The following is a 25,428-nucleotide window of genomic DNA, read 5'->3' as shown; positions in this document are numbered from 1 at the left end:
CTCAGGGGGCGAGGATCACCGAGCGGGTGAGGTGCCGAGGCTGGTCGGGGTCGAGGCCCCGGGCGGCGGCGACGGCGACCGCGAGCCGCTGCACGCGGACGAGTTCGGCGAGCGGGTCCAGCTCCTCCTCGATCCATGACGCGCCGGTGGCGCGGACCTGCTCGGCGAGCCCGTCGGGGGCCGCGCCGAGCATCCAGGTGGCCGTGCCCTCGGTGGTGACGCTGATCGGGCCGTGCCGGTACTCCATCGCCGGGTATGCCTCGGTCCAGGAGAGGGAGGCCTCGCGCATCTTCAGCCCGGCCTCGTTGGCGAGTCCGACGGTCCAGCCGCGCCCGAGGAAGGTGAACTGCCCGCATTCCACGAGCGCTTCGGGCAGGGGGGCGGCTAGGGCGGTGCGCGCGTCGGCGACCACGGCGTCGGTGTGCAGGCCGAGATGGGCGCGCAGGAGGGTGAGCGCGCTGGTGGCGAAGCGGGTCTGGACGACGGAGCGTTCGTCGGCGAAGTCCAGGACGACGAGGTCGTCGGCGGCGGTCCTGACCGGGGTGCCGGGATCGGCGGTGACGGCGGTGGTGCGGGTCCGGCCGCTCATCCTGCCCAGCAGCTCCAGCACTTCGGTGGTGGTGCCGGACCGGGTGAGGGCGACGACCCGGTCGTACGACCGCCCGTACGGGAACTCGGACGCGGCGAACGCGTCGGTCTCGCCCTGCCCGGCGGCCTCCCGCAGGCCGGCCACCGCCTGGGCCATGAAGTACGAGGTCCCGCAGCCGACGACGGCGACCCGCTCCCCCGGCTCCGGCAGCGCTCCCCGGTGCCGCCCCGCCTGCTCGGCCGCCCGTATCCAGCACTCCGGCTGGCTGTTCAGCTCGTTCTCGACATGGGTCATGCCCACACCCTCCCCTGCTGATTGTTCCTGCAAGATATAGCGAGCTTTCGAGCACAATCAAGCATTCGTGCGCAGGGCTGGGTGCGCTAGGGTCGCCAGGAGACCGGAGACGATCGGGAAACGGCCGGAAGAGCACCCGGACCGTCGTCCGGAAGCAAGGGGAACGGAGGCTGCGGATGTCCCGGGACGCCCGCTGGAAGGCGCTGCTGGAACTGCTCGTCGAGCGCGGCCGGCTGGAGGTCGAGGAGGCGGCGGCCGAGCTGGCGGTGTCGGCGGCGACGATCCGCCGGGACTTCGACCAGCTCGCCGAACAGCAGATGCTGGTCCGCACCCGGGGCGGAGCGGTGGTGCACGGGGTGTCGTACGAGCTCCCGCTGCGCTACAAGACGGCCCGGCGCGCCTCGGAGAAGCAGCGCATCGCGAAGGCGGTGGCCGAACTCGTCGCGCCGGGCGAGGCGGTGGGGCTGACCGGCGGTACGACCACCACGGAGGTGGCCCGCGCGCTGGCCGTTCGCGGCGACCTCGCCACCGGCTCCCCGGCCCTGACCGTCGTCACCAACGCCCTCAACATCGCGAACGAACTCGCCGTACGCCCCCAGTTCAAGATCGTGGTCACGGGCGGGGTGGCGCGGGCACAGTCGTACGAACTCATCGGCCCGCTCGCGGACGGGGTGCTGGGCCAGATCACGCTCGACGTGGCCGTGCTCGGCGTCGTCGGCTTCGACGTCACGCACGGGGCGGCGGCGCACGACGAGGCGGAGGCCGCGATCAACCGGCTGCTGTGCGAGCGCGCCGAACGGGTGGTGGTCGCCGCCGACTCCAGCAAGCTGGGCCGGCGGGCGTTCGCCCGGATCTGCGGGGCGGATCTGGTGGACACGCTGGTGACGGACACGGCGGTGGAGCAGGAGACGGTACGGCGCTTCGAGGAGGCGGGGGTGCGGGTCCTGGCGGTGTGAGCCGCGGCCGGTCTCGCGGATCGCGGAGCGCGCGTCACGGCGGCCCCGGTCGCCTCAGATGCGGCCGAGGTCGGCCTTCACGAACCCCGCGCCCCGCTGGTCGTTGCAGCCGACCGCCGGCCGGTCGTCCGGGTCGACCGCCATCTGCTGGGCCTGAAGTGCCACGCTCACCAGCGTCAGCAGCAGGTCGACGTCGCTCGCCGCGTCCATGCGCAGGGTCACCCACTGCGAGCCGGGCACGATCCTGATCGCACCCGAGCCCCTGAGGTCCTTGGCGAACCGCCGGATGGCCCGGTCGGTGAGCCGCAGATCGACATCGCGCTCGGAGTGGAAGTGAACGACTTCACCCCGGGCCGAACTCACCGCTTGCCCCTGGCCGCAACTCGGGACGGTCTGTCTCAGGTCGGGCCAGTTCGCCAGTTGCGCGAGCGCGCGCCAGGCCAACGTCATGGGCCCATCATGGCGCGCTCACCCGCTCGCAACCAGCTCGTGAGCAAGCATTAACCGACCTGTACGCCCCGCACGTTCCGGAACCCGCACACCCATCCACCCCTCGAACAGGCCGACCCCTGCCCGGGTTTCCCGGCCGGACCTCGCCGACCCAGGAAAACCGCAGGTCACCCCGTACCGAAGACCTGTCGCGCCGGCACTTCACCCCGACGCGTCCGGCCATCTCGCGCACCTGTTCCGTGCTTCACCGGCACGCACGTCCGAGCCACGGGATGTGACGGCACGCACGGCCGGGACCCGCGAGCAGGAGACACTCCTCTTGCCCGCCTCCCCGCCCACCCCTACGCTGAGTTTGTGCCGCAAATGAACAAAACCCGAACGCACAGCGTCGTGCCGGGCCGGAGCCTCACGGCGCTGCGTGCGGCGATCACCGCCTTCTTCGCGCTGGACGGCTTCGTCTTCGCGGGATGGGTGGTCCGCATCCCCGACATCAAGCACCAGACGCACGCCTCCGCCGGCGCCCTCGGGCTGGCCCTGCTCGGGGTCTCCGCGGGAGCCGTGCTCACCATGACGCTGACCGGCCGGCTGTGCCGTCGCTACGGCAGTCATCCGGTGACCGTGGCGTGGATGGTGGTGCTCGCGCTGAGCGTCGCGCTGCCCCCGCTCACCCACTCGGCGCCGGCGCTGGGGGCCGTCCTCCTGCTGTTCGGCGCGGCCTACGGCGGGGTGAACGTGGCCTTCAACAGCGCGGCGGTCGACCTGGTCGCCGCTCTGCGCAGGCCCGTCATGCCCAGCTTCCACGCCGCCTTCAGCCTGGGCGGCATGGTCGGCGCGGGCCTCGGCGGGCTGGTCGCCGGCACCCTCTCCCCCACCCGGCATCTCCTCGGCCTCACCGTGATCGGGCTGATCGTCACGGCCGTGGCCGGGCGCACCCTGCTGCGGCACGAGCCACCGGCGCCGCCGGAGCGCACACCGTCCTCGCCGGCGGAGCAGGGAGGCAGGCCGGGCGGGCGCGGGCTGGTTTTCGTCCTCGGGCTCGTCGCGCTGTGCACGGCCTACGGAGAAGGAGCCATGGCCGACTGGGGTGCGCTCCATCTCCAGCAGGACCTCGCGGCCTCCGCCGGCACCGCGGCTGCCGGGTACGCGTGTTTCGCGCTCGCCATGACCGCCGGCCGGCTGACGGGGACCGCCCTGCTGGCCCGCCTCGGCCGGGCCCGTACGGTCGTCGCCGGCGGCACCGTCGCTGCGGCCGGCATGCTGCTCGGCTCGCTCGCGCCCACCGCAGGGGCGGCGCTGACCGGGTTCGCGATCACCGGGCTCGGGCTCGCCAACCTGTTCCCGGTCGCCGTGGAACGGGCGGGCGCGCTGGCCGGCCCCTCCGGTGTCGCCGTCGCCTCCACGCTGGGCTACGGCGGCATGCTCCTCGGACCGCCCGCGATCGGCTTCATGGCCGACTGGTTCTCCCTGCCCGCCGCCCTCACCAGCGTGGCCGCGCTGGCCGCCGTCGCCGCCGTCATCGGGGTGTCGACGCGCCGGGCACTGGGCCGCTGACGCCCAGGAACCACGGCTTCCGGCCCGTTGGGCGGCGTGACCGTGCCGCCTCGGCCGCTTCCGCGTACGTCAGCGCCAACTTCCTTCTTTGTAGCCATCGTTGTCCGAACCGGACTCTTCGTGTTCCACTGATCTCCTTCCGCCACATCGATCACCCGCTCCCGGGCGGGAGAGTATCCATGAGGGATCCGTGTGTGACGACCTGGGGTTCGAAAAGCTCCTGAGTGAGGAAGGCTTCTTCGCGCGTCTGCTCGGGCGGGCACCGTCGGGTGGCGGTCGCGAACCGTTGTACGGCCCCGATCTTCCCGTCGTGCTGCTCACCGGTGGCCCGGGCATGGGCAAGGCGCGGCTGCTGCGGTCGGTGCGGGACCGCTTCGCCCCCAAGGTCCCGGTGATCCACCTGGACTGCGGCTCGCCGGTGTACGCGGACCGGGCGGAGCCGGAGCCGGACGCCCGCTCGGCGACGACCGAGGTCCTGGTCGAGGCCGCCCGGCGGCTGTGCACCTGGCAGGGCACGGGCGGCTCGTTCGCCTTTCCGCGGCTCTTCGCGGGCCTGGCGATGATCGCGACCGGGGTGTCGGAAGGCACCCCCGAGGCGGTCGCGACGGAGGTCGAGAGGTACGAGGAGTTGCCCCAGAGGCAGCGGTTCCGGGGCCTCGCGACCGGTGACTTCTGGCGCGGTGTGCTCCGCGGAGCCATGCGCAACCTGCTGACGACCCTGTCCGGGCAGACGCTCGACCCGTACTCGGCCTCGGTGAGCACCGCGTTGCTGGACGCCCTCTTCGCGAGCCTTGCGCCCCGGGGCAAGGCGGAACTGGCGCGGCTCTACGGCGCCTACCCCGGCGCTGCCGGTCAGCCCGAGCACGGGCTGCGCGACCTCGCCACCGACTTCCGGGCCGGCGGCGAGGACCGGGAGCTGGCGGAGAGCTTCCTCTTCCGGGCGCTGCGTGCGGACCTGGAGGCGGCCTACGCGTCGGCGTCCGGCTGGCTGCGCCGCGTCGGCCGCCCGGCGCTGCTGCTGGACCACGCCGACTCGCCGCTCGGGGAGCAGCTGCTGCGGGCCGTGCTCACCGACCGCCGGGACGGGCAGCGCGACCGCGTGGTGATCGTGGGCACCGCGCGCCGGGCGGACGGCGGCGCCTTCCTGTACGAGGGTCTGTCCCCGCGGGAGGTGCCGTCCCCGGCGGAGTTCAGACCCGCCGACGGGGTGCCGGCCACCTGGTCCCGGCGCCCGGACCCGGGAGCGGACCGGGCGCCGCTGGCCGGCGGGGTGCTCCTGCTGCGGATGCCTCTTCTCACCGGTGACCAGCTCCGGCAGGAGACCGAGCGCAGACAGCGGCGCGCGGAGCCGGAGGGCGGCACCAACCGCCGCCGTGTCGACGCCGCCGTGGCCCGGCTGAGCGGGGGGCGGCCGCACACGGTGATCCGGCTGGCCGCCGCGGTCGCCGCGTTCCGGATGCCGGCGGACGCCAATGACCGGGACATCCTGGACGCCCCGCTGCGGCTCCCGGGCGACAACGCCCCCGAGCGGCCCGTGGCGGACGTCCTGCTGCAGGAGCTGGTCCTGGACCAGCTGCCGGTGAGACTGCCGGCCGAGCACCGGGACGACTGGCTCGATCTGCTCACCCATCTGTCGGTGGCGCACGACGAGGAGTGCGCGGACGTCCTGCTCCGTCATCATCAGTCCGGCCGCGTCCACCGCCTGACGGCCCATCATGTCTCTCAGCTGCTCACGGACACCGGATGGCCCAGCTGCGCGCGGCACTTCATCGGGGACTTCGGGCTGCGCCAGCTGCTGGTGCACCGGCTGTACCGGCTGCGCCCCGACGGCGCCGCCTGGTACGCCGACCACCACCTGCTGCGGGACCACTACGCCGTACGCACGGCGGACGACGGGGCGCCGGACGGCGGGGCGTTCCGTTCGGTCGGGGCGCACCGGATGAACCACCACCTGGTGTCCGGAGGCGTGGAGGACGTGGTCGGCCATCTGGCCGCCACACTGCCCGGCCGTCCCCAGGAGTGGTGCGCGGAGTTGCTGGAGATCGCCCAGGCGCCGTATCCGGGCGGAGCGGACGCCCGCCGGGCGCGCGCCGAGGGCCTGGTGGCGGCGACCGGGCCCGCGCTGCGCCGCACGGTCGACCAGCTGCTCCACGCGGTGTGGCTGTGCGAGGAACGGACCAGACCGACCGGCAAGGAGACGGCCCGCACGCTGGCCAAGCTGCTGAACCTGCTCTCGATCATGGAGTTCGAGGGCGCCGGGCAGCTCGGCAGGACGGCCACCGACTGGAGCGGTCTGGCGGAGAACGAGCAGCCGCTGCTGCGCTGCGCCTGCACCGAACAACTCGGCCGAAGGAGATAACGGGGATGCCCAGGTGGAAGAAGATCCTCTACACGCTGCTGGTCGCGGCGGCGGCCGTGGCAGCGGGCGTCTTCGGCTGGTTCTTCCTCCACAAGCCGGACACCTGCGCCGACGGGGTCGAGCGGATCGGCGGCGAGTGCATCGGTGTCAACGGCGAGGGCTACGACTTCGGCACACCGCAGATCCGTGACGTGGCCCGGGCCATCGCCCGGGAGAACAAGAAGATCGAAGGCCAGCCCCATGTCACGGTGGCGATGATGCTGCCGCTCCAGTCGGACAGGGCGGCGCTGCGCCGGCAGATGCGCAGCGATCTCCAGGGCGCCTATCTGGGGCAGATACAGGCCAACGAGGGTGAGGGAGAACCGCCGAAGGTCCGGCTGGTGCTGGCCAACCCCGGCCGGGACTACGGACAGCAGGCGAAGGTCGTGGACACCCTGCTGCGCATGGCCGCCTCCCCCGAGGACCGGCTGCGCGCCGTCACCGGCTTCAACCTCAGCCTCGGCGCCACCGAGGAGGCGGTCAGCCGGCTGACGGAGCACAAGGTCCCGGTGCTCGCCTCCCGGATCAGCGGGGACCAGATCGCGAACGAGGACGGGGCGGACGGGATGGCGAAGCCGCGCTACCCCGGCCTGGCCCGGATCATCCCCACCAACAGCGACGCGGCTCAGGCGCTGGCCGACTTCAACGGCGAACGGGGCCGGGAGAACCGTAAGACGGTGCTGGTCTACGACAGACGTCCGGACAAGTACAACGAGTCGCTGGCGAAGGCGTTCAGCGGGATCGAGGAGAGGGGTCCGGCGGGCCCCGCCGCGATGCCCTTCGAGTCCCCGGCGATCGACGAGGCGGGGTCGACCGGGAACCAGTTCACCCAGATAGCCAACAACATCTGCGACTCCGACGCCGACATCGTCTACTTCGCGGGACGCACCCTGCACCTGCGGATCTTCGCGCTCAAACTCGCTCAGGTGGGCTGCGAGAACCGGCACTACACGATCATGAGCGGTTCCGACGCCGCCTCGCTGCGGCAGGACATGTCGGAGCAGGACTGGGCGCAGCTGCGCGGCGCGGACGGCAAGGCGAAGGTGACGGTGCAGTACGCCGCCCCCGCGCACCCGGACGCCTGGAGCACCGAGCTGACCGCCTGGAACAGGAAGTGGGACGCGACCCACGACCGCGAGCCCACCGCGGGCGAACTCCCGCAGTACCTCACGGAGCCCAAGGCGGCCCTGGACGGCCTGAAGAAGCTGATCGACACCACGCACCGGCAGGGCACGGACCTCGGCTCCACGCCGAATCTGGACGACTCCCGGACGATGCTCGTGTACGACGGCCTCGTCACCATCGGCACCGCACTGCACCAGATGCAGAACGGCGACGCCAAGGCGATGCCCAGCCTGGAGGATGTCGGCAGGGAGTGGTCACAGCTCCAGTCCCGGCACCGGGTGCGGGGCACGAGCGGCCTCATCTGCCTGACCAGCGGCGGAAACCCGTACGACAAACCCGCCGCGGTGGTCGAGCTGGATCCGGGCCAGGCGGGCGAGGGCAGCCTGAAGTTCGTCGGCCTCGGCTGGCCGATCGGCAGGGAGCAGCCGAAGAACTGCGTCATCCCCAGCCGCACATAGTCCGTTGACTCCGGGTGAATGGCCGTGCGACGGTGAAAGGCGCTCCTCTCACGAACCCCCTGGGAACTGGAGGCAGACCCGCCGTGACCTTCGGAACCGATGACTCCCGCCAGGCCATGGAACGCAGTTTGACCCCGGACCAGGTCGAACTCTTCGAGAAGGAGTTCGCCGCCCGGCCGGCGAACCGGCTGATGCAGAACGCGGTCACCCAGACGCCCGTGGACGATGTCGCCCTGGACCGGCGGATCCTCACCGGCATCGACCACTCGGTCTCCCATCACCTGGACGACTGGAAGGTCACCAACCAGAAGCAGAGCGGGCGCTGCTGGATGTTCGCCGGGCTCAACCTGCTGCGGGTCGGCGCCGCGCGGAAGCTGGGCGTGAAGGACTTCGAGTTCTCCCAGAACTACCTGCTCTGGTGGGACAAGTTCGAGCGGGCGAACCACTTCCTCGAGGCGGTCATCGAGACCTCGGACCGGGATGTGGACGACCGCACGGTGGCGCACCTGCTGGCGGACCCGATCGGTGACGGCGGGCAGTGGAACATGTTCGTGGCGCTGGTCGCCAAGCATGGCCTGGTACCCAAGTCGGCCATGCCGGAGACCGACAGCTCCTCCGCGACCCGGGCGATGAACCGCACCCTGAAGACTCTGCTCCGCCAGGGCGCCCGTGACCTGCGCGGGAAGGCCGCCGAAGGAGTCGAGGCGCAGCGGGAGCACAAGCGGGAGGTGCTGGCCGCCGTCCACCGGGTGCTCAGTATTCACCTCGGCACGCCTCCGCAGCGGTTCCTGTGGCAGTGGGAGGACAAGGACAAGGAGTTCCACCGCGACGGCTGGCTCACCCCGGCGGAGTTCGCCGCCGCCTATGTGCGGCTCCCGCTGGACGAGTACGTCTGTCTGGTGCACGACCCGCGGGAGTCGAGCCCGGTCGGCCGCACGTTCACCGTCGAGTACCTGGGCAATGTCGTCGACGCCCCGCCGGTGGTCTACCTCAACGTGCCGATGGAACTGCTGAAGCGGCTGACCATGGACGCGATCGTCGGCGGCGAGCCGGTGTGGTTCGGCTGCGACGTGGCCAAGATGATGCGCGCCGACGCCGGCGTCTGGGACGCGGGACTCTTCGACTACGCGGCCGTCTACGACGCCCCCTTCACCATGGACAAGGCGGCCCGGCTGCTGCACCACGACACGCAGATGACCCACGCGATGCTGTTCACCGGCGTCGACGTCGTGGACGGGAGCCCGCGCCGCTGGCGGGTGGAGAACAGCTGGGGTGAGGAGAAGGCCGACAAGGGCTTCTGGACCATGAACGACTCGTGGTTCGGTGAGCACGTCTTCGAGATCGCGGTACGACGCTCCGCGCTGCCGCCGGAGCTGGCCGCGGCTCTCGACCGACCGCCGATCGTCCTCCCCGCCTGGGACCCGATGGGCGCCCTCGCCGACTGAGAGCACCCGGCAGGCGGCCCGGTGCGGACCGGAGCCGGGAAGCGGCGCCACGGGGTTATCGTGGCGCCGTGACCGGCTCGTCGGAGCGCCCCCTCCTCTTCCTCGACATCGACGGACCCCTCATCCCGTTCGGGCCGTCGCGGGGCCGCCGTCGGACGGTCCCCCCTCTCGCCTCCGCGGAGTCGCCCGCCCCGGGAAACCCCCTGCTGGACCGCCTCGACCCCACCGTCGGTCCCCGTCTGACGGCTCTGGGGTGCGACCTGGTCTGGGCCACGACATGGCTGGACTCCGCGAACGAGGTGGTCGCCCCACTGATCGGGCTGCCGAGTCTGCCCGTGGTGAGGTGGCCGGACACCGGCATCGACGAGGGGCCGCGCGGCCTGCACTGGAAGACCCGCCGCCTTGTCGAGTGGGCCGGCCACCGCCCGTTCATCTGGGTGGACGACGAGATCAGCGCCATGGACCGGCTCTGGGTCGCCGCACAGCGCCACGAACCGTTCCTGCTGCACCGCGTCGCTCCGGACGCAGGCCTCACCGACGACGACTTCGCCGCACTCACCGACTGGCTCCGGGCCGCCCAGCCGTAAGGGTGGGGAACGTCGGAGCAGGAACTCGACTTCGTCCGGCAGACCGGGGCGGCCGATCTCGACCACGGGCCGGTCCTCGTGGGCGGCTGCCCCGGTAACGGCGCTCGCTCCGGGCCCCCGGCCCGCGCGTGCAGTGCCCCTTGACGCCCGGTCAGTCCGTTGTGGTCAGCATTTTCGCCAGCACCGCGCGCTGCACCGGTCGTACCTCGCCGTGCAGTGCGCGCCCCTTCCCCGTGAGCGCCACCCGCACCCCGCGCCGGTCCTCCGCGCACATGGCCCGGTCGACGAGGCCGTCCTTCTCCAGGCGGCCGATGAGCCGGGACAGCGCGCTCTGGCTGAGGTGGACCCGGTCGGAGATCTCCTGGACGCGGTAGGCGCAGCCGCCGTCCGCCGCCGCGCCCTCGGCCAGCACGTCGAGCACTTCGAAGTCGCTCGCGCACAGGCCGTGCCCGACCAGCGCCCGGTCCAGTTCGCACTGGGTGCGGGCGTGCAGGGCCAGGATGCCCCGCCACTCCTCCACGAGCGCCTGCTCGGCCTTCTTCGCCGCCATGAGCGCACGGTAGCAGAGAAGTGAATTTATTGCACCGTAATTAAATGCGTTTGCATTCAATGCATGCGCATGTAGTGTCGTCGGCATGACCTCTCCGCTCACCACCTCCGCAACCGAGGGGCGCTGGACTCCCCGGCTGTGGGGCACCCTGCTGGTGCTGTGCGCCGCGATGTTCCTGGACGCACTGGACGTGTCGATGGTCGGCGTCGCCCTGCCGTCCATCGGCTCCGATCTCCACCTGTCCACGTCGACCCTGCAATGGGTCGTCAGCGGCTACATCCTGGGCTACGGCGGCCTGCTCCTCCTCGGCGGCCGGACCGCCGACCTGCTCGGCCGACGCCAGGTCTTCCTGGTGGCGCTCGGCGTCTTCGCACTGGCCTCGCTGCTCGGCGGGCTCGTGGACTCGGGCCCGCTGCTGATCGCCAGCCGCTTCATCAAGGGCCTGAGCGCGGCCTTCACCGCACCGGCGGGCCTGTCGATCATCACCACCACGTTCCCGGAGGGCCCGCTGCGCAACCGGGCCCTGTCGATCTACACCACCTGCGCCGCCGCCGGCTACTCCATGGGCCTGGTCTTCTCCGGCCTGCTCACCGAGGCCAGCTGGCGCTTCACGATGCTGCTCCCCGCACCGATCGCGCTGATCGCCCTGCTCGTGGGCATGAAGCTGCTGCCGCGCAGCGAGCGCGAGCGCGACCACGGGGGCTACGACGTCCCCGGCGCCGTCCTCGGCACCGCCTCGATGCTGCTGCTGGTCTTCACCGTCGTCCAGGCGCCCGAGGCGGGCTGGGCCTCGGCCCGGACTCTCCTGTCCTTCGTCGCCGTAGCCGTCATGCTGGTCGTCTTCGTGCTCGTCGAGCGGCGCAGCCCGAGCCCGCTGATCCGGCTCGGAGTGCTGCGCGCCGGCCCGCAGGTCAGGGCCCAGCTGGGCGCGTTGACGTTCGTCGGCAGCTACACGGGGTTCCAGTTCCTGGTCACGCTCTACATGCAGCAGGTGCTGGGCTGGTCGGCCCTGCACACGGCGCTGGCGTTCCTGCCGGCGGGCGCGCTGGTGGCGCTCTCCGCGACCAAGGTCGGGGCCGTCATCGACCGGTTCGGCACCACACGGCTGATCGTGGTCGGCTTCGTCCTGCTGGCGGTCGGATACACGCTGTTCCTGCGCGTCGACCTGCACCCGGTCTACGCGGCCGTGATCCTGCCGACCATGCTGCTCGTCGGCCTGGGCTTCGCGCTGACCTTCCCGTCCCTCAACGTCCAGGCCACCAACGGCGTGGACGAGCACGAGCAGGGCATGGTCTCGGGTCTGCTCAACACCTCGGTGCAGGTGGGCGGCGCGATCTTCCTGGCCGTCGTGACGGCCGTGATCACCGCGCACGCCCCCGAGAAGGCCACCCCGCAGGCCGTCCTGGACAGCTACCGGCCGGGCCTGGTCGTGGTCACGGTCATCGCCGTCGCGGGGCTGCTGCTGTCGCTCAGCGGACTGCGCCGGTCCCGTCCCGGACACTCCGTCGTGGTCGCCGGGTCCACCATGAAGGAGGCGGACGCGGAGCGCGTACCGGTCCGCGACTGAGAGCCACCGCCGCGAAGAGGCAGAACGCCTCCGCGCGTGCGCCCGGCCGGAGTTGATTGCTCCGCCGGGCGCACGCATGTGAGACTGACGAAATGGACGCATACGGGGGCCGCCGCACTCAGGCGGAGCGGGACGCGGCGACGGTCGAGATCGGGTACGCGCTGTTCAGCGCCGCGTTCGCGGCGGCCCTGCTGTTCGGGGCCGTGGCCGGGCCCGCACTGCTCTTCGACCTGCCCGACCTCCTGTCCACGGCCCTGCTACGGCTCGGGACGGCGCTCGCGCCGGTCCTGTTCATGGCCCGGGTGATCAGCGTGCTGCTGCGCTTCCGGCGGCCGGCTCAGCCCAGCCAGCCCGGCCGCACCAACCCCGACTCGTAGGCGAGGACGACGAGTTGGGCGCGGTCCCGGGCGCCCAGCTTCACCATCGTCCGGCTCACATGGGTCTTGGCCGTGAGCGGACTGACCACCAGCCGGCGGGCGATCTCCTCGTTGGACAGCCCGATGCCGACCAGCGCCATCACCTCCCGCTCCCGCTCGGTGAGCCGGGCGAGGGCGCCGGCCGCCGCGGGCTCCTTGGAGCGGGCCGCGAACTCGGCGATCAGCCGGCGGGTGACGCCCGGTGACAGCAGGGCGTCACCGTCGACCACCGCCCTGACGGCGCGCAGGAGTTCGTCCGGCTCGGTGTCCTTCACCAGGAAGCCGGAGGCTCCCGCGCGGATCGCCTCGAAGACGTACTCGTCCAGTTCGAAGGTGGTGAGCATGACCACCTTCACGTCCGCCAGCTCCGTGTCCGAGGTGATGCGGCGGGTCGCGGCCAGGCCGTCCAGCAGCGGCATGCGGATGTCCATGAGGACGACGTCCGGACGCAGTTCGCGCACCCGGCGCAGCGCCTCCTCGCCGTCGGCCGCCTCGCCGGCCACCTCGATGTCGGGCTGCGCGTCGAGCAGCGCCCTGAAACCGGCCCGCACCAGCGACTGGTCGTCGGCCAGCAGTACCCGGATCACTGGTCCTCCCTGAGCTGCGACGGCAGGACGGCGAGCACCCGGAAGCCGCCGTCGGGGCGCGGGCCCGCCTCGATGGTGCCACCCAGCGCGGCGGCCCGCTCCCGCATACCGGCCAGTCCGTTCCCGCTGCCGCCCGCGTCCGCGCCGGTCGCCGGGCCGTCGTCGTCGATCCGCAGCCGCAGCACACCGTCGCCGTACCCGAAGTGCACGCGCGCGTGCCGCGAACCGGAGTGCCGTACGACGTTGGTGAGGGCCTCCTGCACGATGCGGAAGGCCGCCAGGTCGGCGCCGGGCGGCAGCCGTGGCGGCTCGCCCTCGGTCTCGACGGTCAGGCCGGCCGCCGCGGCCTGCTCCACCAGTTCCGGCAGCCGGTCCAGGCCGGGTGCGGGGGCGCGCGGGGCGGCGCCCGGGGCGCGCAGGGTGCCGAGGACCTGGCGCACCTCGCCGAGCGCCTCCTTGCTGGCGGCCTTGATGGTGGTGAGCGCGGCCCGCGCCTGCTCGGGGTCGCTGTCGAGCAGGGCGAGGCCCATGCTCGCCTGGACGTTGATGACGGAGATGCTGTGCGCGAGGACGTCGTGCAGCTCGCGGGCGATCCGCAGCCGCTCCTCGTCCGCGCGCCGCCGCGCCACCTCGGCCCGGTCCGCGCGCTCCCGCGCCCACTGCTCGCGCCGCACCCGGGCCAGCTCGGATACGGCGACGACGGCCAGCACCCAGGTGGCGAGAACGACCTCCTGACCGATTCCCCCGCCCCGGTCCCCGGCGGGCGGGAGCCACCGGTAGAGCCAGAGCGCGACCAGGACGTGCCCGGCCCACAGCAGCCCTACGGCCGTCCAGGCGGCCCGGCGGTGCCCGGCGACGACCGCGCTGAAGCAGCCGACCGCGACGGTCAGGAAGACCGGTCCGTACGGGAAGCCCAGGGCCAGGTAGCCGAGCGCCGCCGCCGCCGTGCCGAACACGACGGGGACCGGGTGGCGGTTCCGCCACAGCAGCATGACCGAGGCGACGACGAGCAGTACGCGCCCCCAGCCGTCGAGCGGTACGCGGTGCGGCTGGCTGTGCGCGGCGAAGTTGGTGCCGATCAGCACGAACGCGGTGAACAGCACGGTGGACCGCCAGGGCAGGCGGGCACGGTGCCCCTCGGCGTCGTCCAGGCGGTTCCACCACGGCGGCCCGTACCGCCACCAGTGCGAGGGCCCGCCTCGGTGCTGCTCTTCCATGCAGGCCACGCTAGACGCGGACCCGCCGCGACGACGTCAGCCGGGCGAGGTGATCACGTGTACTCCCGGGGAAGTACGACGCACGCCCGAGCGGAGCGGGTGCAGCCGCTCACCGCAGCCCCACTCCCTCCGCCAGCCGCGCCGCCGCGTGCCGGAAGAAGGCCTCCCGGTCCTCCACCACCTTGTTGAACTGGCCGAACAGCTCGAACCCGACCAGTCCGAACAGCTGGGCCCAGGACGCCACCAGCGCCACGGCGGCCTCGGGCGGCAGGTCGGGGGCGAGGTCGGTCACCATGCGCGCGGCCTCGGGGCGCAGCTCGGCGGGGAGCGGCAGGGCGGCCAGACCCGGGCCCTGATGGGCGTCCCGGACGATGCCGATGAGGGCCATGCCGACGCGGGCCGCGGCCCGGACGGTGGTCTGCGGGGCGGAGTAGCCGGGCACGGGCGAGCCGTAGATCAGCGCGTACTCGTGCGGATGGGTGAGCGCCCAGCCGCGCACCGCCTCGCACACGGCGATCCAGCGGACCGTCGGCGGGGCATCGGGCACGGCGTCCCGGGCCCGCTCCGCCGCCTCGCCGAGGGAGTCGTAGGCGTCGATGATCAGGGCGGTGAGCAGGTCGTCCCGGCTTGGGAAGTAGCGGTACAGCGCCGACGAGACCATGCCCAGTTCGCGGGCGACGGCCCGCAGGGAGAGCTTGGCCGCGCCCTCCTCCGCCAGCTGTCTGCGCGCCGCCTCCTTGATCGCCGCGGTGACTTCCTGCCTGGCCCGTGCGCGGGCGCCCTGTGCGGTACTCATGCCAGCAGTGTGTCACGACAGAGAGCAGTGCACACAGAAGAGAGCGGCAGAACAAAAAGAGAGCAGCGCTCTTGCTTTAGAGCACCCGTCTCCCCCACACTGGGGTCAAGCGAGAGCACCGCTCTCTCAAACCGTGGGGGTCACCATGTCGACGCATGTCATCAAGCCGGGCTGGTTCACCGTCAACGTCTTCAACCGGGCGGTGTCCTGGCTCACCCGGCGCGGTATCAGCGTCTGGGGCTCCCGTGTCCTCGCGGTGCGGGGGCGCAAGAGCGGACAGTGGCGCACCACCCCGGTGAACCTGCTGACGGTGGACGGGCAGCAGTACCTGGTCGCCCCGCGCGGTCACGTCCAGTGGACCCGGAACATGCGCACGGCCGGCGGCGGCGAACTGCGGCTCGGCAAGAACGTGGACGTGTTCACCGCCACCGAGGTCACCGACGACGACAAGGTCCCGCTGCTGCGGGCCTACCTCAAGCGCTGGAAGGCGGAGGTCGGGGTCTTCTTCAACGGCGTCGGCCCCGACTCCCCGGACGCGGACCTGCGCCGGATCGCCCCCGACCACCCCGTCTTCCGGATCACCGTCACGAACTGACGGGTTCCTCCTCCGTCGGCGCGGCCGGCCCGCGGTCCATCGCGGTCAGGGCGCGCTGGGCGATCGGGTGGGAGCGGACGATCTCACCCAGCGAGGTCGACCCCTGCGTGATGTCCCTGAACGCCCGCCACGCCGGACGGAAGCCGGTGAGGCCGGCGTGGAAGAGGCCGGGGCGCTTCTCGAACACGGTCAGCAGCCGCTTGCCGACGCTCATCTCGACGCCGAGGCCCGCCTTGATCGCGAACGCGTAGTTCAGGGCCTGGCGACGGGTGTCGACGGCGTCGTTGGCCTCGGCGATGCGGACCGCCCACTCCCCCGCCAGCCGGCCCGAGCGCAGTGCGAAGGAGATGCCCTCGCGGGTCCACGGCTCCAGCAGGCCCGCCGCGTCACCGCAGACCAGCACCCGGCCCCGGGACAGCGGCGAGTCGTCGGCGCGGCAGCGGGTCAGATGCCCGGAGGAGATGGCCGGTTCGAAGCCGGCGAGGCCCAGGCGGGCGATGAAGTCCTCCAAGTACCGCTTGGTGGCGGCGCCTTCGCCGCGCGCGGAGATCACCCCGACCGTCAGCGTGTCGCCCTTGGGGAACACCCAGCCGTAACTGCCCGGCATCGGGCCCCAGTCGATGAGGACCCGCCCCTTCCAGTCCTCGGCGACCGTCTCCGGCACCGGGATCTCCGCCTCCAGGCCGAGGTCCACCTGGTCGAGCTTCACTCCGACGTGCGCCCCTATCCGGCTGGCGCTGCCGTCGGCACCGACGACCGCGCGGGCCAGCACCGTCTCCCCGCCCTGGAGGACGACGGCGACCGTGCGCCGGTCCGGCACCGCCGAGCCGTGCTGCTCGACCCGCTGCACCGTGACGCCCGTACGCAGCTCGGCGCCCGCCTTCTGGGCGTGCTCGACCAGCTGCTGGTCGAACTCGGCACGGTTGACCAGCCCGAACAGCATCTGCTTGGAGCGGCGGGTGCGGGTGAAGCGGCCGTTGCTGGAGAAGGTGACCGCGTGCACCCGGTCCCGGAAGGGCAGCTCGAAGCCGGGGGGCAGCGCATCGCGCGAGGGGCCGATGATGCCGCCGCCGCAGGTCTTGTAGCGGGGCAACTCGGCCTTCTCCAGCAACAGCACGCGCCGTCCCGCCACCGCCGCCGCATAGGCGGCCGAGGCGCCCGCGGGGCCCGCGCCCACCACGACGACGTCCCACACCCGCTGCACGTCGTCCGCCGAAGAGTTCTCGCCGCTCACGATGGTCTACCGCTCCGATCAAGCCGCTGCCAAGTGTCCTGTCGCATCCTACGGCGGCCGTCCGCGCAGGCCGCTGTGGGAGGATCGGTGTACTCACCCCGTACAACGTCGCACCCACGAGGAGCGTGCCCATGCCGTCGAATCCGGTCGCCGAGACCGTCGCCTCGCTGCTGCCCCGGGCGAAGGCGGAGCTGACCGAACTGGTCGCCTTCAAGTCGGTGGCGGACTTCACGCAGTTCCCGAAGAGCGAGAGCGACGCCGCCGCGGGCTGGGTCGCCGACGCGCTGCGCGCCGAGGGCTTCCAGGACGTGGCCCTGCTCGACACCCCGGACGGCACGCAGTCGGTGTACGGGTACCTGCCGGGCCCGGAGGGTGCGAAAACGGTTCTTCTCTACGCGCACTACGACGTGCAGCCCCCGCTGGACGAGGCCGGCTGGACCACCCCGCCGTTCGAGCTGACCGAGCGCGACGGCCGCTGGTACGGCCGCGGGACCGCCGACTGCAAGGGCGGCTTCATCATGCACCTGCTCGCGCTGCGCGCCCTCAAGGCGAACGGCGGCGTCCCGGTGCACGTGAAGGTGATCGTCGAGGGCTCGGAGGAGCAGGGCACGGGCGGCCTGGAGCGGTACGCCGAGCAGCACCCCGAGCTGCTGGCGGCGGACACCATCGTCATCGGCGACGCGGGCAACTTCCGTGTCGGCCTGCCCACGGTCACCACCACCCTGCGCGGCATGACCCTGGTCCGGGTGCGGATCGACACCCTGGCCGGCAACCTGCACTCGGGCCAGTTCGGCGGTGCCGCCCCGGACGCGCTGGCCGCGCTGGTCCGGGTCCTGGACTCGCTGCGCGCCGAGGACGGCTCGACCACGGTCGACGGCCTGGACGCCGCGGCCCGGTGGGAGGGCCTGGAGTACACCGAGGAGCAGTTCCGCACGGACGCCAAGGTGCTGGACGGCGTCGGGCTGATCGGTGACGGCTCGGTCGCCGACCGTATCTGGGCCCGCCCGGCGGTCACCGTGCTCGGCATCGACTGCCCGCCGGTCGTCGGGGCCACCCCGTCGGTGCAGTCCAGCGCCCGCGCCCTGATCAGCCTGCGGGTGCCGCCGGGCGTGGACGCGGCGGAGGCCGGCAAGCTCCTCCAGGCGCACATCGAGGCGCACACCCCGTGGGGCGCCCGGGTCAGCACCGAGCAGATCGGCCAGGGCCAGGCGTTCCGCGCCGACCCCAGCAGCCCCGCCTACCAGGCGATGGCCGACGCGATGGCGGTCGCCTACCCCGGCGAGACGATGCAGTACGCCGGGCAGGGCGGCTCCATCCCGCTGTGCAACACCCTCGCCGGGCTCTACCCGCAGGCGGAGATCCTGCTCATCGGACTGAGCGAGCCGGAGGCGCAGATCCACGCGGTCAACGAGAGCGTCTCCCCCGAGGAGCTGGAGCGGCTGTCGGTCGCCGAGGCGCTGTTCCTGCGCAACTACGCGGCGGGCTGAACCCTTCTGCCCACGGCAGAGGGCCCTCGCCCCCGGGCGGGGGCCCTCCCTACGGTCGGCGCATGGACATCATCGAACTGCTGCCCCGGCTGCACCTGCTGCGCTTCCCCGTCAGCCAGGCCTACCTCTGGCGCGACGGCGACGAGTTGACGCTGATCGACGCGGGCCCGATCGGCGCCGGCCGGACCATCGCCGACGCGATCACCGCGCTGGGGCGCGCACCACAGGACGTACGGCGCATCGTCCTGACCCACTTCCACGAGGACCATGTGGGCGGGGCGGGCGAGTTCGCCGCGCTGCACGGGGCCGAGGTGCTGGCGCACCCGTCGGACGCCCCGTTCGTGCGAGGGGAACGGCCCGGCCCGCCACCGGTGTTCGAGGAGTGGGAGCGGCCGATCCACGCGGAGGCGGTCCGGCAGCTGCCCACGGGCACTCCGCTGCCCCCGCGCTCGGTCACCGACGTCACGGACGGGGACGTCCTCGGCTTCGGCGGCGGCGCGCACGTGGTCCACGTCCCGGGGCACACCGACGGCAGCATCGCGCTGTTCCTGCCCGCGGTGGGCGTGCTGTTCACCGGGGACACGGTCGCGGCGGCACCGGCCGACGGGACGCCGATGCCGGGGGTGTTCAACCTGGACCGCACCCGGCTCCTCGCCTCGATAAGCCGGTTGGCGGACCTCGGAGCGGAGGCGGCCTGCTTCGGCCACGGCGCACCGGTCATGACCGGTGCCGCCTCCGTGCTCCGCTCGCTCGGACAGGACTTTTCGGAGAGGCCCTGAGGGCCGGCTCCGGGAGGCCGCGCCGGGTCAGCCGACCGGCACACCGGCCTCCAGGTAGAGCGCGGTGCCCCGCTCGCGGGCTCGCAGCGCCCAGCGCAGCCGCTCGTAGCGGACCGGTGGCAACATCCCCGCCGCCTCCTGCTCCGTGGCGAACCGCCAGGCCCTCAGCTCCGGCCCCGGCAGCAGCACCTGGGACGCCTCTGCGGACTCCAGCCGGCCGCCGTCGAACAGCAGCCGCAGCCCGCCGAAGCCGGGCGGGGCGGGCCGCTCCCAGTCCACGACGAGCAGCCGGGGCACCTCCCGCAGCCGTATCCCGGTCTCCTCGGCGACCTCGCGCATCCCGGCGCGGGCCGGGGCCTCGCCCCGCTCCACCACACCACCGGGGAACTCCCAGCCGGGCTTGTAGGTGGGGTCGACGAGCAGCACCCGGTCCTGCTCGTCGAAGAGCAGCACCCCGGCGGCGAGCGTCTCGGCGGTCGGCTCCGGGGTCTGCACGATGTCGCAGGCGGGCACGGCACCGCTGCCGACGGCGTCGGCGATGCGGACGGCGGTCTCGTACGGGGTGAGCGCGCTGGTGTCGACCGGGTGGGCGTCGGTGGTGAGCCAGGCGGCGAGGGCCGCGCGGTAGGGCTCGATGTGGTCGTAGGACCACTGCCGTGTCCGTATCTCGCCGTCGGGTATCTCGGACGGGACCTCCCGCCCGGCTATCCGCTCGCGCAGTATCGTTTCGGCCGGGGCGAGCAGCAGGTGGTGCACAGGGATGCGGCGGGCGGCGAGACCGCCGAAGATCTCGTCGCGGTACTCCTGGCGGAGCAGGGTCATGGGCACCACGAGGGTGCCGCCCAGCTCGGCGAGCATCGCGGCGGCGGTGTCGACCACCAGCCGGCGCCAGATCGGCAGGTCCTGGAAGTCGCCGACCTCGGCGAGGCGCTTGGGCGGCAGCAGGTGCGTGAGCGCCCCGCCGATGACCTCGGGGTCGAAGAGCGCGCTGTTCGGGATCAGCTCGATCAGTTCCCGTGCGGTGGTGGTCTTCCCCGCACCGAACGCGCCGTTGATCCAGACGACGGTCACGGACTCCCCCTCTTCTGTTGGCCCCCTGAGGCTTGCCCGCTCCACCCTGCCACGGAAACCCCCTCCCGTTGAGGGCGCCCGTCCGGGCACGCAGGAGTGCCGGTGCCCGCCTCGGCGGGGGGCACCGGCACGTACGCCGTACGACGGCGGGGGCTACTTCTTGCCGAGCGGTTCCTCGTCGACGGACAGGCCGCCGTCGGTGACGAGGTGGTCGACGGTGTCGAGGGTCGAGACGGCGGGGTCCTCGACGGTCTTGCCGCCCGCCGCGTGCGACGGGGTGACGGCGGCCACGACGAAGCCGGTGGCGAGGGAGGCGATGGCGAGCATGCTGCGCTTCTTCATGCGCTGATCAACTGCGCAGGCGGCCGGGGGTCACGCGGATCACCGCGGGTTTTCGTCTTCGGATCGAGCCTCGCCAACCGAACACATCCGAACACCCTGACCCCGGTTCTCGACCCACCTCTTCCAACAGACTCCGACACGTCCTACCGTAAACGCGCACCGATGACGCGTGCATGCCGTTATCCCGGTTTCGCGAGTTGGAGGAACGTCGACGATGCGTCACCCTCACAGCCGCACCACCCGCCGAAGAGTGGCCGGAGTCCTCGCCGCAGGACTGCTGTGCACGGCGGGCCTCGCCGCACCCGCCGTGGCGGCCCCCGCCGGGGCGCCCGCGGCGCCGACCGCCCCCGCCCTGGCCGACGGTCTCGCCCTGGCCCCGCCCATGGGCTTCAACAACTGGAACTCCACGCACTGCCGCGCCGAGTTCAACGAGTCCATGGTCAAGGGCATCGCGGACCTCTTCGTGGCGAAGGGCCTGAAGGACGCCGGCTACCAGTACGTCAATCTGGACGACTGCTGGGCCCTGCCGGACCGCGACGCGAACGGCAAGCTGGTGCCCGACCCCGCACGCTTCCCGGGCGGGATCAAGGCGGTCGCGGACTACGTCCACGCCAAGGGGCTCAAGCTCGGCATCTACACCAGCGCCGGCACCAAGACCTGCAACAGCGCGGGCTTTCCGGGCGGCCTGGGCCACGAGTACAGCGACGCGCGGCAGTTCGCCGACTGGGGCGTCGACTACCTGAAGTACGACAACTGCAACAACCAGGGCGTGGACGCCCGGCAGCGCTACCGGACCATGCGGGACGCGCTGAAGGCGACCGGGCGGCCCATCGTCTACAGCATCTGCGAATGGGGCGAGAACAAGCCCTGGGAGTGGGCCTCGGACGTCGGCCACCTGTGGCGGACCACCGGTGACATCAGCGACAACTGGGGTTCGATGCTGTCGATCCTCAAGCAGAACCTCCCTCTCGCGCCGTACGGCGGCCCCGGCCACTGGAACGACCCCGACATGCTGGAGGTCGGCAACGGCGGCATGACGGACACCGAGTACCGCTCGCACTTCTCGCTCTGGTCGGTCATGGCCGCACCCCTCCTCATCGGCACCGACCTGCGCAAGGCGTCCCAGGCGACCTTCGACATCCTCGGCAACAAGGAGGTCATCGCCGTCGACCAGGACCCGCTCGGCAAGCAGGGCGCGGTCGTCTCGTCCACAGGCGGGCGCTGGGTCGTCGCCAAGGAGATGAAGGACGGCAGCCGCGCGGTGGCCCTGTTCAACGAATCCGGCACCGCCCAGCGGATCGCCACCAGCGCGAGCGCCGTCGGCCTCCCGGACGCCGACGCCTACACCCTGCGCGACCTGTGGCAGCACCGCACGTACAACACCGCCGGCACCATCGCGGCCACCGTCCCGGCCCACGGCACGGTGCTGCTGCGCGTCGCGGCCGACCCGGACTGGGCCGCCCACCCGCCCGCCGTGGAACTCGGCCTGGACGGCAGCCCGTTGCTGGAGGCGGCCACCCCGGCCACGCTGACCAGCACCGTCACCGACCTCGGCCGTACGCCCGCGCGCCGGGTGTCCGTGTCGCTGACCGGGCCCGCCGGCTGGACCGTACGGGCCACGTCGGCGACGTCGGCCGCCACCCTGCCCAGCGGCAGGGCACTGCGCACCGGCTGGCGGGTGACCGCCCCGGCCGGGACCCCGACCGGCTCCTACGACCTGACGCTGCGCACGAGTTACCGCGCGCCGTCCGGGACGCCGGTCACCAGCACGCTTCCGCTGACCGCGTCCGTCGTCGTGGCGCCGCCCTCCGGCACGTCGTACCTCGGCGACCTGCCCTGGCTGTCGGCGACCAGCGGCTGGGGGCCGGTGGAGCGCGACGCCAGCAACGGGGAGAGCGACGCCGGCGACGGGCATCCGCTGACCATCGGCGGGAAGGTGTACGCCAAGGGGCTCGGCGTCCACGCGCTCAGTGACCTCTCCTTCTACACCGGCAAGGCCTGCGAGAAGGTCACCGCTGAGGTGGGCGTGGACGACGAGAAGGGCACGCGGGGCACCGTCGCCTTCGAGATCTGGGCGGACGGCACCAGAGCCGCCGCCACCGGCGTCCTCACCAACGCGATGCCCGCCCAGCCGGTCACCGCCGACGTCACCGGCGCCGAGGTGGTCCGGCTCGTCGTCACCGACGGCGGCGACGGCGTCGACTCGGACCACGCGGACTGGGCGGACGCACGGCTGAGCTGCTGAACCCCCGCAGCCCTGTCGGGCCCCGCTCCTTCGCCCCGCCGGGTTGCGGACACGGACGTCCGCGACCCGGCGGTCAGGCCAGTGAAAGGTGCTCGACGGGCTCGTGGGGCACACTTCCGAACCGCGCCGCCGCCCAGACCCCGCTCGCGCCCTCTCGCCCAGGCGGAGGGAAGCGGCTAGCGGGTCGCCGCCGGTACGTCCGGCCTGCGGGCCAGCGCTGCCGCGGCGGCGCCGACCAGCCCCGCGTCGGTGCCCATCTGCGCGGGCACGACGGTGAGCCGCTGCACGAAGGACAGGGTCGCGTAGTCGGTGAGGGCCTTGCGCAGAGGGGTGAACAGGACCTCGCCCGCCTTGCCGACGCCCCCGCCGATCACCGCGATGTCGATCTCGACCAGGGTCGCGGTGGCCGCGATGCCGGCGGCCAGCGCCTGTGCCGCCCGCTCGAAGGAGGCCACGGCGACCGGGTCGCCCGCGCGGGCGGCGGCGGCCACCGCGGCGGCCGAGGTGTCGCCGTCGGGGCCAGGGCGCCAGCCCTGCTCCAGGGCCCGGCGGGCGATGTGGGGGCCGCTGGCGATGCGCTCCACACAGCCGCGCGAGCCGCACGGGCAGGGATCGCCGTCGAGGTCGACGCTGATGTGGCCGATGTGCCCGGCGTTGCCGGTCGGCCCGGGGTGCAGCCGCCCGCCGAGCACCAGGCCGCCGCCGACGCCTGTCGAGACCACCATGCACAGCGCGTTGTCGTGGCCGCGCGCGGCGCCCTGCCAGTGCTCGGCCGCCGTGATCGCGACCCCGTCGCCGATCAGCTCGACCGGCAGGCCTCCGGTGGCCGTGCGCACCCGGTCGACCAGCGGGAATTCCCGCCAGCCCGGCACGTTCACCGGGCTGACGGTGCCCGCCGAGGCGTCCACCGGTCCGGCGCTGCCGATGCCGACCGAGCCGGCCCGTCCCCACAGGGGCGACCCGGCGAGATCGCCGAGCACCTCCTCCACGGCCCGCATGACCGTTTCGCCGTCCTGCTGGGCGGGCGTGGGTCGCTGGGCCCGGCCCAGGATCCGTCCGGCGCCGTCCACCAGCGCGCCGGCGATCTTGGTACCACCGATGTCCAGGGCCGCCACGAGGTCGGTGTGCATCAGAGTCAGATCTCCCCGTTGAAGCTCGAAAACCAAAGAGAGGCAGACCGGTCAGGCGGTGGGGGCGCAGGCCGGAGACAGCGGTGGACAGTCTCTCTCGCATCTGACAACGTTGTCCAGGCTCTATGCTCGACGCCACATCCTCATACAAGCCCACGGATCACGCATCACCCGTGGAAGAGACGGACGAGAGACAGGACAGACGCATCGTGCCCGAGACGACCCGCCGCGCAGACCGCCTTCCCGGGAACCGGTACGGCAACCGCCCGACGATGAAGGACGTGGCGGCGCGCGCCGGGGTCGGCCTGAAGACGGTCTCCCGGGTGGTCAACGGCGAGCCCGGGGTCACCCCGGACACCGAGCGCCGGGTGCAGGAGGCGATCGACGCGCTCGGCTTCCGCCGCAACGACAGCGCCCGCGTGCTGCGCAAGGGCCGCACGGCGAGCATCGGCCTCGTCCTGGAGGATCTCGCGGACCCCTTCTACGGCCCGCTCAGCCGCGCCGTAGAGGAGGTGGCCCGCGCCCATGGCGCCCTGCTGATCAACGGTTCCAGCGCCGAGGACCCCGAGCGCGAGCAGGAACTGGCGCTGGCGCTGTGCGCGCGCCGGGTGGACGGTCTCGTGGTGATCCCGGCCGGGGACGACCACCGCTACCTGGAGCCGGAGATCAGGGCCGGTGTGGCGACCGTGTTCGTGGACCGCCCGGCGGGCCGGATCGACGCCGACGTGGTCCTGTCCGACAACTACGGCGGTGCCCGCGGCGGCGTCGCCCACCTCATCGCGCACGGCCACCGCCGGATCGGGTTCATCGGCGACATGCCCCGCATCCACACCGCGGCCGAACGGCTGCGCGGCTACCGGACGGCCATGGAGGACGCCGGCATAGCCGTCGACGAGCGCTGGATGTCCCTGGGGGCGACGAACCCGGAGCGGGTGCGCCGGGCGGCGGAGGAGATGCTGTCCGGACCCGACCCCGTCACCGCGATCTTCGCCGGCAACAACCGGGTGACGGTCACCGTGATCCGGGTCCTCGCCGAGCAGTCCCGCCAGGTCGCGCTCGTCGGCTTCGACGACATCGAGCTGGCAGATCTGCTCCAGCCGGGCGTCACGGTCGTCGCCCAGGACGCGGCGGCCCTCGGCCGTACCGCCGCCGAGCGCCTCTTCCGCCAGTTGGACGGCACGCTCATGGCGCCGGAGCGGATCGAGCTGCCGACCCGGCTGATCACCCGCGGTTCGGGCGAGCTGCCGCCGGCGGACTGAGCGGCCGGGAACGGCACGCGACCAGCCGGCAAAGGCGGGCGAGGTCGCCGGAGCGCCGGGGCACACCCGGTGTGGTCACCCGTCCCCCCGCTTCTCCTGCTCCCCGCGCGCCCTCAAGCAGCCCTCCTCGCCCGCCCGCATCGCGCGCCGCTGCTCGATCCGCTCGCGGCGCGGGTCGTACGGCCTCATGGGCGCCTTCTCGCCCCGGATCTCCTCCAGCTGGCGGGTGATGGCCGCCATGATGACCTCGGTGGCCTCCTTCAGCACCTCCGGGGTCATCTCCTGGTCGTAGAAGCGGGT

The 25,428-nt window shown here is 72.6% G+C and carries 23 protein-coding genes and 1 pseudogene; 13 read left to right on the top strand and 11 right to left on the bottom strand.

The window, feature by feature from the left end:
- Window position 1: 1 nt before the first annotated feature.
- Window positions 2-883, bottom strand: coding sequence for a sugar isomerase (locus tag ABZ937_RS34245; protein ID WP_361697667.1), 882 nt, complete (start codon window positions 881-883; stop codon window positions 2-4).
- A 176-nt stretch (window positions 884-1,059) separates the two neighbouring features.
- Here ABZ937_RS34245 and ABZ937_RS34240 point away from each other — a divergent pair, with 176 nt between their 5' ends.
- Window positions 1,060-1,839, top strand: a complete 780-nt coding sequence (locus ABZ937_RS34240) for a DeoR/GlpR family DNA-binding transcription regulator (RefSeq protein ID WP_361697665.1) — start codon at window positions 1,060-1,062, stop codon at window positions 1,837-1,839.
- A 54-nt stretch (window positions 1,840-1,893) separates the two neighbouring features.
- Here ABZ937_RS34240 and ABZ937_RS34235 read toward each other — a convergent pair whose 3' ends face one another.
- On the bottom strand, window positions 1,894-2,289 hold the full coding sequence (locus ABZ937_RS34235; protein ID WP_361697663.1) for a luciferase family protein: 396 nt from the start codon (window positions 2,287-2,289) through the stop codon (window positions 1,894-1,896).
- Between the two features lie 363 nt (window positions 2,290-2,652).
- Between ABZ937_RS34235 and ABZ937_RS34230 the strand changes: the two genes are divergently transcribed.
- The 5 genes from ABZ937_RS34230 to ABZ937_RS34210 all read left to right on the top strand — a co-directional run bounded on the left by ABZ937_RS34230 (window position 2,653) and on the right by ABZ937_RS34210 (window position 9,853).
- Entirely contained in the window at window positions 2,653-3,840 is a 1,188-nt protein-coding gene (locus ABZ937_RS34230) for an MFS transporter (protein ID WP_361697661.1), read from the top strand.
- Window positions 3,841-4,030: 190 nt separating this feature from the next.
- Window positions 4,031-6,199, top strand: a complete 2,169-nt coding sequence (locus ABZ937_RS34225; RefSeq protein ID WP_361697659.1) for a hypothetical protein — start codon at window positions 4,031-4,033, stop codon at window positions 6,197-6,199.
- A gap of 5 nt (window positions 6,200-6,204) precedes the next feature.
- On the top strand, window positions 6,205-7,821 hold the full coding sequence (locus ABZ937_RS34220) for an ABC transporter substrate-binding protein (protein ID WP_361697656.1): 1,617 nt from the start codon (window positions 6,205-6,207) through the stop codon (window positions 7,819-7,821).
- 83 nt (window positions 7,822-7,904) lie between these two features.
- Complete coding sequence (locus ABZ937_RS34215; protein WP_361697653.1) at window positions 7,905-9,266, top strand: C1 family peptidase; 1,362 nt, start codon at window positions 7,905-7,907, stop codon at window positions 9,264-9,266.
- 68 nt (window positions 9,267-9,334) lie between these two features.
- Entirely contained in the window at window positions 9,335-9,853 is a 519-nt protein-coding gene (locus tag ABZ937_RS34210; protein WP_361697651.1) for an HAD domain-containing protein, read from the top strand.
- A 151-nt stretch (window positions 9,854-10,004) separates the two neighbouring features.
- Here the strand turns inward: ABZ937_RS34210 and ABZ937_RS34205 are convergent, their stop codons facing one another.
- Entirely contained in the window at window positions 10,005-10,403 is a 399-nt protein-coding gene (locus tag ABZ937_RS34205) for a MarR family transcriptional regulator (RefSeq protein WP_361697648.1), read from the bottom strand.
- An 85-nt stretch (window positions 10,404-10,488) separates the two neighbouring features.
- On the opposite strand from ABZ937_RS34205, the gene ABZ937_RS34200 reads away from it, so the two are divergent.
- Window positions 10,489-11,970 carry an MFS transporter gene (locus ABZ937_RS34200; protein ID WP_361697646.1) on the top strand — a complete coding sequence of 494 codons (1,482 nt, stop codon included), beginning with the start codon at window positions 10,489-10,491 and terminating at the stop codon, window positions 11,968-11,970.
- 92 nt (window positions 11,971-12,062) lie between these two features.
- The gene (locus ABZ937_RS34195; protein ID WP_361697644.1) at window positions 12,063-12,347 is read left to right on the top strand and encodes a DUF6332 family protein; all 285 of its coding nucleotides are present in this window, start codon (window positions 12,063-12,065) and stop codon (window positions 12,345-12,347) included.
- Here ABZ937_RS34195 and ABZ937_RS34190 read toward each other — a convergent pair.
- The 3 genes from ABZ937_RS34190 to ABZ937_RS34180 all read right to left on the bottom strand — a co-directional run bounded on the left by ABZ937_RS34190 (window position 12,308) and on the right by ABZ937_RS34180 (window position 14,986).
- A complete protein-coding gene (locus ABZ937_RS34190) occupies window positions 12,308-12,973 on the bottom strand; it encodes a response regulator transcription factor (RefSeq protein WP_361697642.1) in 666 nt (221 codons plus the stop codon). The two genes, ABZ937_RS34195 and ABZ937_RS34190, sit on opposite strands and share 40 nt — an antisense overlap.
- On the bottom strand, window positions 12,970-14,190 hold the full coding sequence (locus ABZ937_RS34185) for a histidine kinase (RefSeq protein ID WP_361697640.1): 1,221 nt from the start codon (window positions 14,188-14,190) through the stop codon (window positions 12,970-12,972). The genes ABZ937_RS34190 and ABZ937_RS34185 overlap by 4 nt, the downstream gene beginning before the upstream one ends.
- A 109-nt stretch (window positions 14,191-14,299) precedes the next feature.
- On the bottom strand, window positions 14,300-14,986 hold the full coding sequence (locus ABZ937_RS34180; RefSeq protein WP_361697638.1) for a TetR/AcrR family transcriptional regulator: 687 nt from the start codon (window positions 14,984-14,986) through the stop codon (window positions 14,300-14,302).
- 145 nt (window positions 14,987-15,131) lie between these two features.
- Between ABZ937_RS34180 and ABZ937_RS34175 the strand changes: the two genes are divergently transcribed.
- Entirely contained in the window at window positions 15,132-15,581 is a 450-nt protein-coding gene (locus tag ABZ937_RS34175; protein WP_361697636.1) for a nitroreductase family deazaflavin-dependent oxidoreductase, read from the top strand.
- Here the strand turns inward: ABZ937_RS34175 and ABZ937_RS34170 are convergent.
- Window positions 15,571-16,815, bottom strand: a complete 1,245-nt coding sequence (locus ABZ937_RS34170) for a geranylgeranyl reductase family protein (protein ID WP_361697634.1) — start codon at window positions 16,813-16,815, stop codon at window positions 15,571-15,573. The two genes, ABZ937_RS34175 and ABZ937_RS34170, sit on opposite strands and share 11 nt — an antisense overlap.
- A 131-nt stretch (window positions 16,816-16,946) precedes the next feature.
- Between ABZ937_RS34170 and ABZ937_RS34165 the strand changes: the two genes are divergently transcribed.
- Window positions 16,947-18,302: a dipeptidase gene (locus ABZ937_RS34165; protein WP_361697632.1), complete on the top strand. Its 1,356-nt coding sequence runs from the start codon at window positions 16,947-16,949 to the stop codon at window positions 18,300-18,302.
- Window positions 18,303-18,364: 62 nt separating this feature from the next.
- On the top strand, window positions 18,365-19,081 hold the full coding sequence (locus tag ABZ937_RS34160; protein WP_361697630.1) for an MBL fold metallo-hydrolase: 717 nt from the start codon (window positions 18,365-18,367) through the stop codon (window positions 19,079-19,081).
- 27 nt (window positions 19,082-19,108) lie between these two features.
- Here the strand turns inward: ABZ937_RS34160 and ABZ937_RS34155 are convergent, their stop codons facing one another.
- The gene (locus ABZ937_RS34155) at window positions 19,109-20,152 is read right to left on the bottom strand and encodes an NUDIX domain-containing protein (RefSeq protein ID WP_361697628.1); all 1,044 of its coding nucleotides are present in this window, start codon (window positions 20,150-20,152) and stop codon (window positions 19,109-19,111) included.
- A gap of 153 nt (window positions 20,153-20,305) precedes the next feature.
- A complete protein-coding gene (locus ABZ937_RS34150; protein WP_361697626.1) occupies window positions 20,306-20,494 on the bottom strand; it encodes a hypothetical protein in 189 nt (62 codons plus the stop codon).
- Between the two features lie 214 nt (window positions 20,495-20,708).
- On the opposite strand from ABZ937_RS34150, the gene ABZ937_RS34145 reads away from it, so the two are divergent.
- Window positions 20,709-22,739, top strand: coding sequence for an NPCBM/NEW2 domain-containing protein (locus tag ABZ937_RS34145; protein ID WP_361697624.1), 2,031 nt, complete (start codon window positions 20,709-20,711; stop codon window positions 22,737-22,739).
- A gap of 176 nt (window positions 22,740-22,915) precedes the next feature.
- On the opposite strand, the gene ABZ937_RS34140 is transcribed toward ABZ937_RS34145, so the two are convergent.
- The gene (locus ABZ937_RS34140) at window positions 22,916-23,869 is read right to left on the bottom strand and encodes an ROK family protein (protein ID WP_361697622.1); all 954 of its coding nucleotides are present in this window, start codon (window positions 23,867-23,869) and stop codon (window positions 22,916-22,918) included.
- Window positions 23,870-24,078: 209 nt separating this feature from the next.
- On the opposite strand from ABZ937_RS34140, the gene ABZ937_RS34135 reads away from it, so the two are divergent.
- Window positions 24,079-25,128 carry a LacI family DNA-binding transcriptional regulator gene (locus ABZ937_RS34135; RefSeq protein WP_361697620.1) on the top strand — a complete coding sequence of 350 codons (1,050 nt, stop codon included), beginning with the start codon at window positions 24,079-24,081 and terminating at the stop codon, window positions 25,126-25,128.
- Window positions 25,129-25,203: 75 nt separating this feature from the next.
- Here the strand turns inward: ABZ937_RS34135 and ABZ937_RS34130 are convergent.
- Window positions 25,204-25,428, bottom strand: a pseudogene (locus ABZ937_RS34130) (1-acyl-sn-glycerol-3-phosphate acyltransferase); the annotation flags it as partial.

Source organism: Streptomyces sp. NPDC046727 (assembly GCF_040645635.1).
In the GTDB taxonomy this organism is placed as follows: domain Bacteria; phylum Actinomycetota; class Actinomycetes; order Streptomycetales; family Streptomycetaceae; genus Streptomyces.
Note: the sequence above shows the minus strand (reverse complement) of the source record. Positions and strands in the feature narration are given on the sequence as shown.

Excerpts from the sequence above, each read along its gene's own strand:
- ABZ937_RS34245 (WP_361697667.1), bottom strand. The coding sequence starts at position 883 with ATGACCCATGTCGAGAACGAGCTGAACAGCCAGCCGGAGTGCTGGATA.
- ABZ937_RS34240 (WP_361697665.1), top strand. The coding sequence starts at position 1,060 with ATGTCCCGGGACGCCCGCTGGAAGGCGCTGCTGGAACTGCTCGTCGAG.
- ABZ937_RS34235 (WP_361697663.1), bottom strand. The coding sequence starts at position 2,289 with ATGACGTTGGCCTGGCGCGCGCTCGCGCAACTGGCGAACTGGCCCGAC.
- ABZ937_RS34230 (WP_361697661.1), top strand. The coding sequence starts at position 2,653 with ATGAACAAAACCCGAACGCACAGCGTCGTGCCGGGCCGGAGCCTCACG.
- ABZ937_RS34220 (WP_361697656.1), top strand. The coding sequence starts at position 6,205 with ATGCCCAGGTGGAAGAAGATCCTCTACACGCTGCTGGTCGCGGCGGCG.
- ABZ937_RS34205 (WP_361697648.1), bottom strand. The coding sequence starts at position 10,403 with ATGGCGGCGAAGAAGGCCGAGCAGGCGCTCGTGGAGGAGTGGCGGGGC.
- ABZ937_RS34200 (WP_361697646.1), top strand. The coding sequence starts at position 10,489 with ATGACCTCTCCGCTCACCACCTCCGCAACCGAGGGGCGCTGGACTCCC.
- ABZ937_RS34195 (WP_361697644.1), top strand. The coding sequence starts at position 12,063 with ATGGACGCATACGGGGGCCGCCGCACTCAGGCGGAGCGGGACGCGGCG.
- ABZ937_RS34185 (WP_361697640.1), bottom strand. The coding sequence starts at position 14,190 with ATGGAAGAGCAGCACCGAGGCGGGCCCTCGCACTGGTGGCGGTACGGG.
- ABZ937_RS34180 (WP_361697638.1), bottom strand. The coding sequence starts at position 14,986 with ATGAGTACCGCACAGGGCGCCCGCGCACGGGCCAGGCAGGAAGTCACC.
- ABZ937_RS34175 (WP_361697636.1), top strand. The coding sequence starts at position 15,132 with ATGTCGACGCATGTCATCAAGCCGGGCTGGTTCACCGTCAACGTCTTC.
- ABZ937_RS34165 (WP_361697632.1), top strand. The coding sequence starts at position 16,947 with ATGCCGTCGAATCCGGTCGCCGAGACCGTCGCCTCGCTGCTGCCCCGG.
- ABZ937_RS34160 (WP_361697630.1), top strand. The coding sequence starts at position 18,365 with ATGGACATCATCGAACTGCTGCCCCGGCTGCACCTGCTGCGCTTCCCC.
- ABZ937_RS34150 (WP_361697626.1), bottom strand. The coding sequence starts at position 20,494 with ATGAAGAAGCGCAGCATGCTCGCCATCGCCTCCCTCGCCACCGGCTTC.
- ABZ937_RS34145 (WP_361697624.1), top strand. The coding sequence starts at position 20,709 with ATGCGTCACCCTCACAGCCGCACCACCCGCCGAAGAGTGGCCGGAGTC.
- ABZ937_RS34140 (WP_361697622.1), bottom strand. The coding sequence starts at position 23,869 with ATGCACACCGACCTCGTGGCGGCCCTGGACATCGGTGGTACCAAGATC.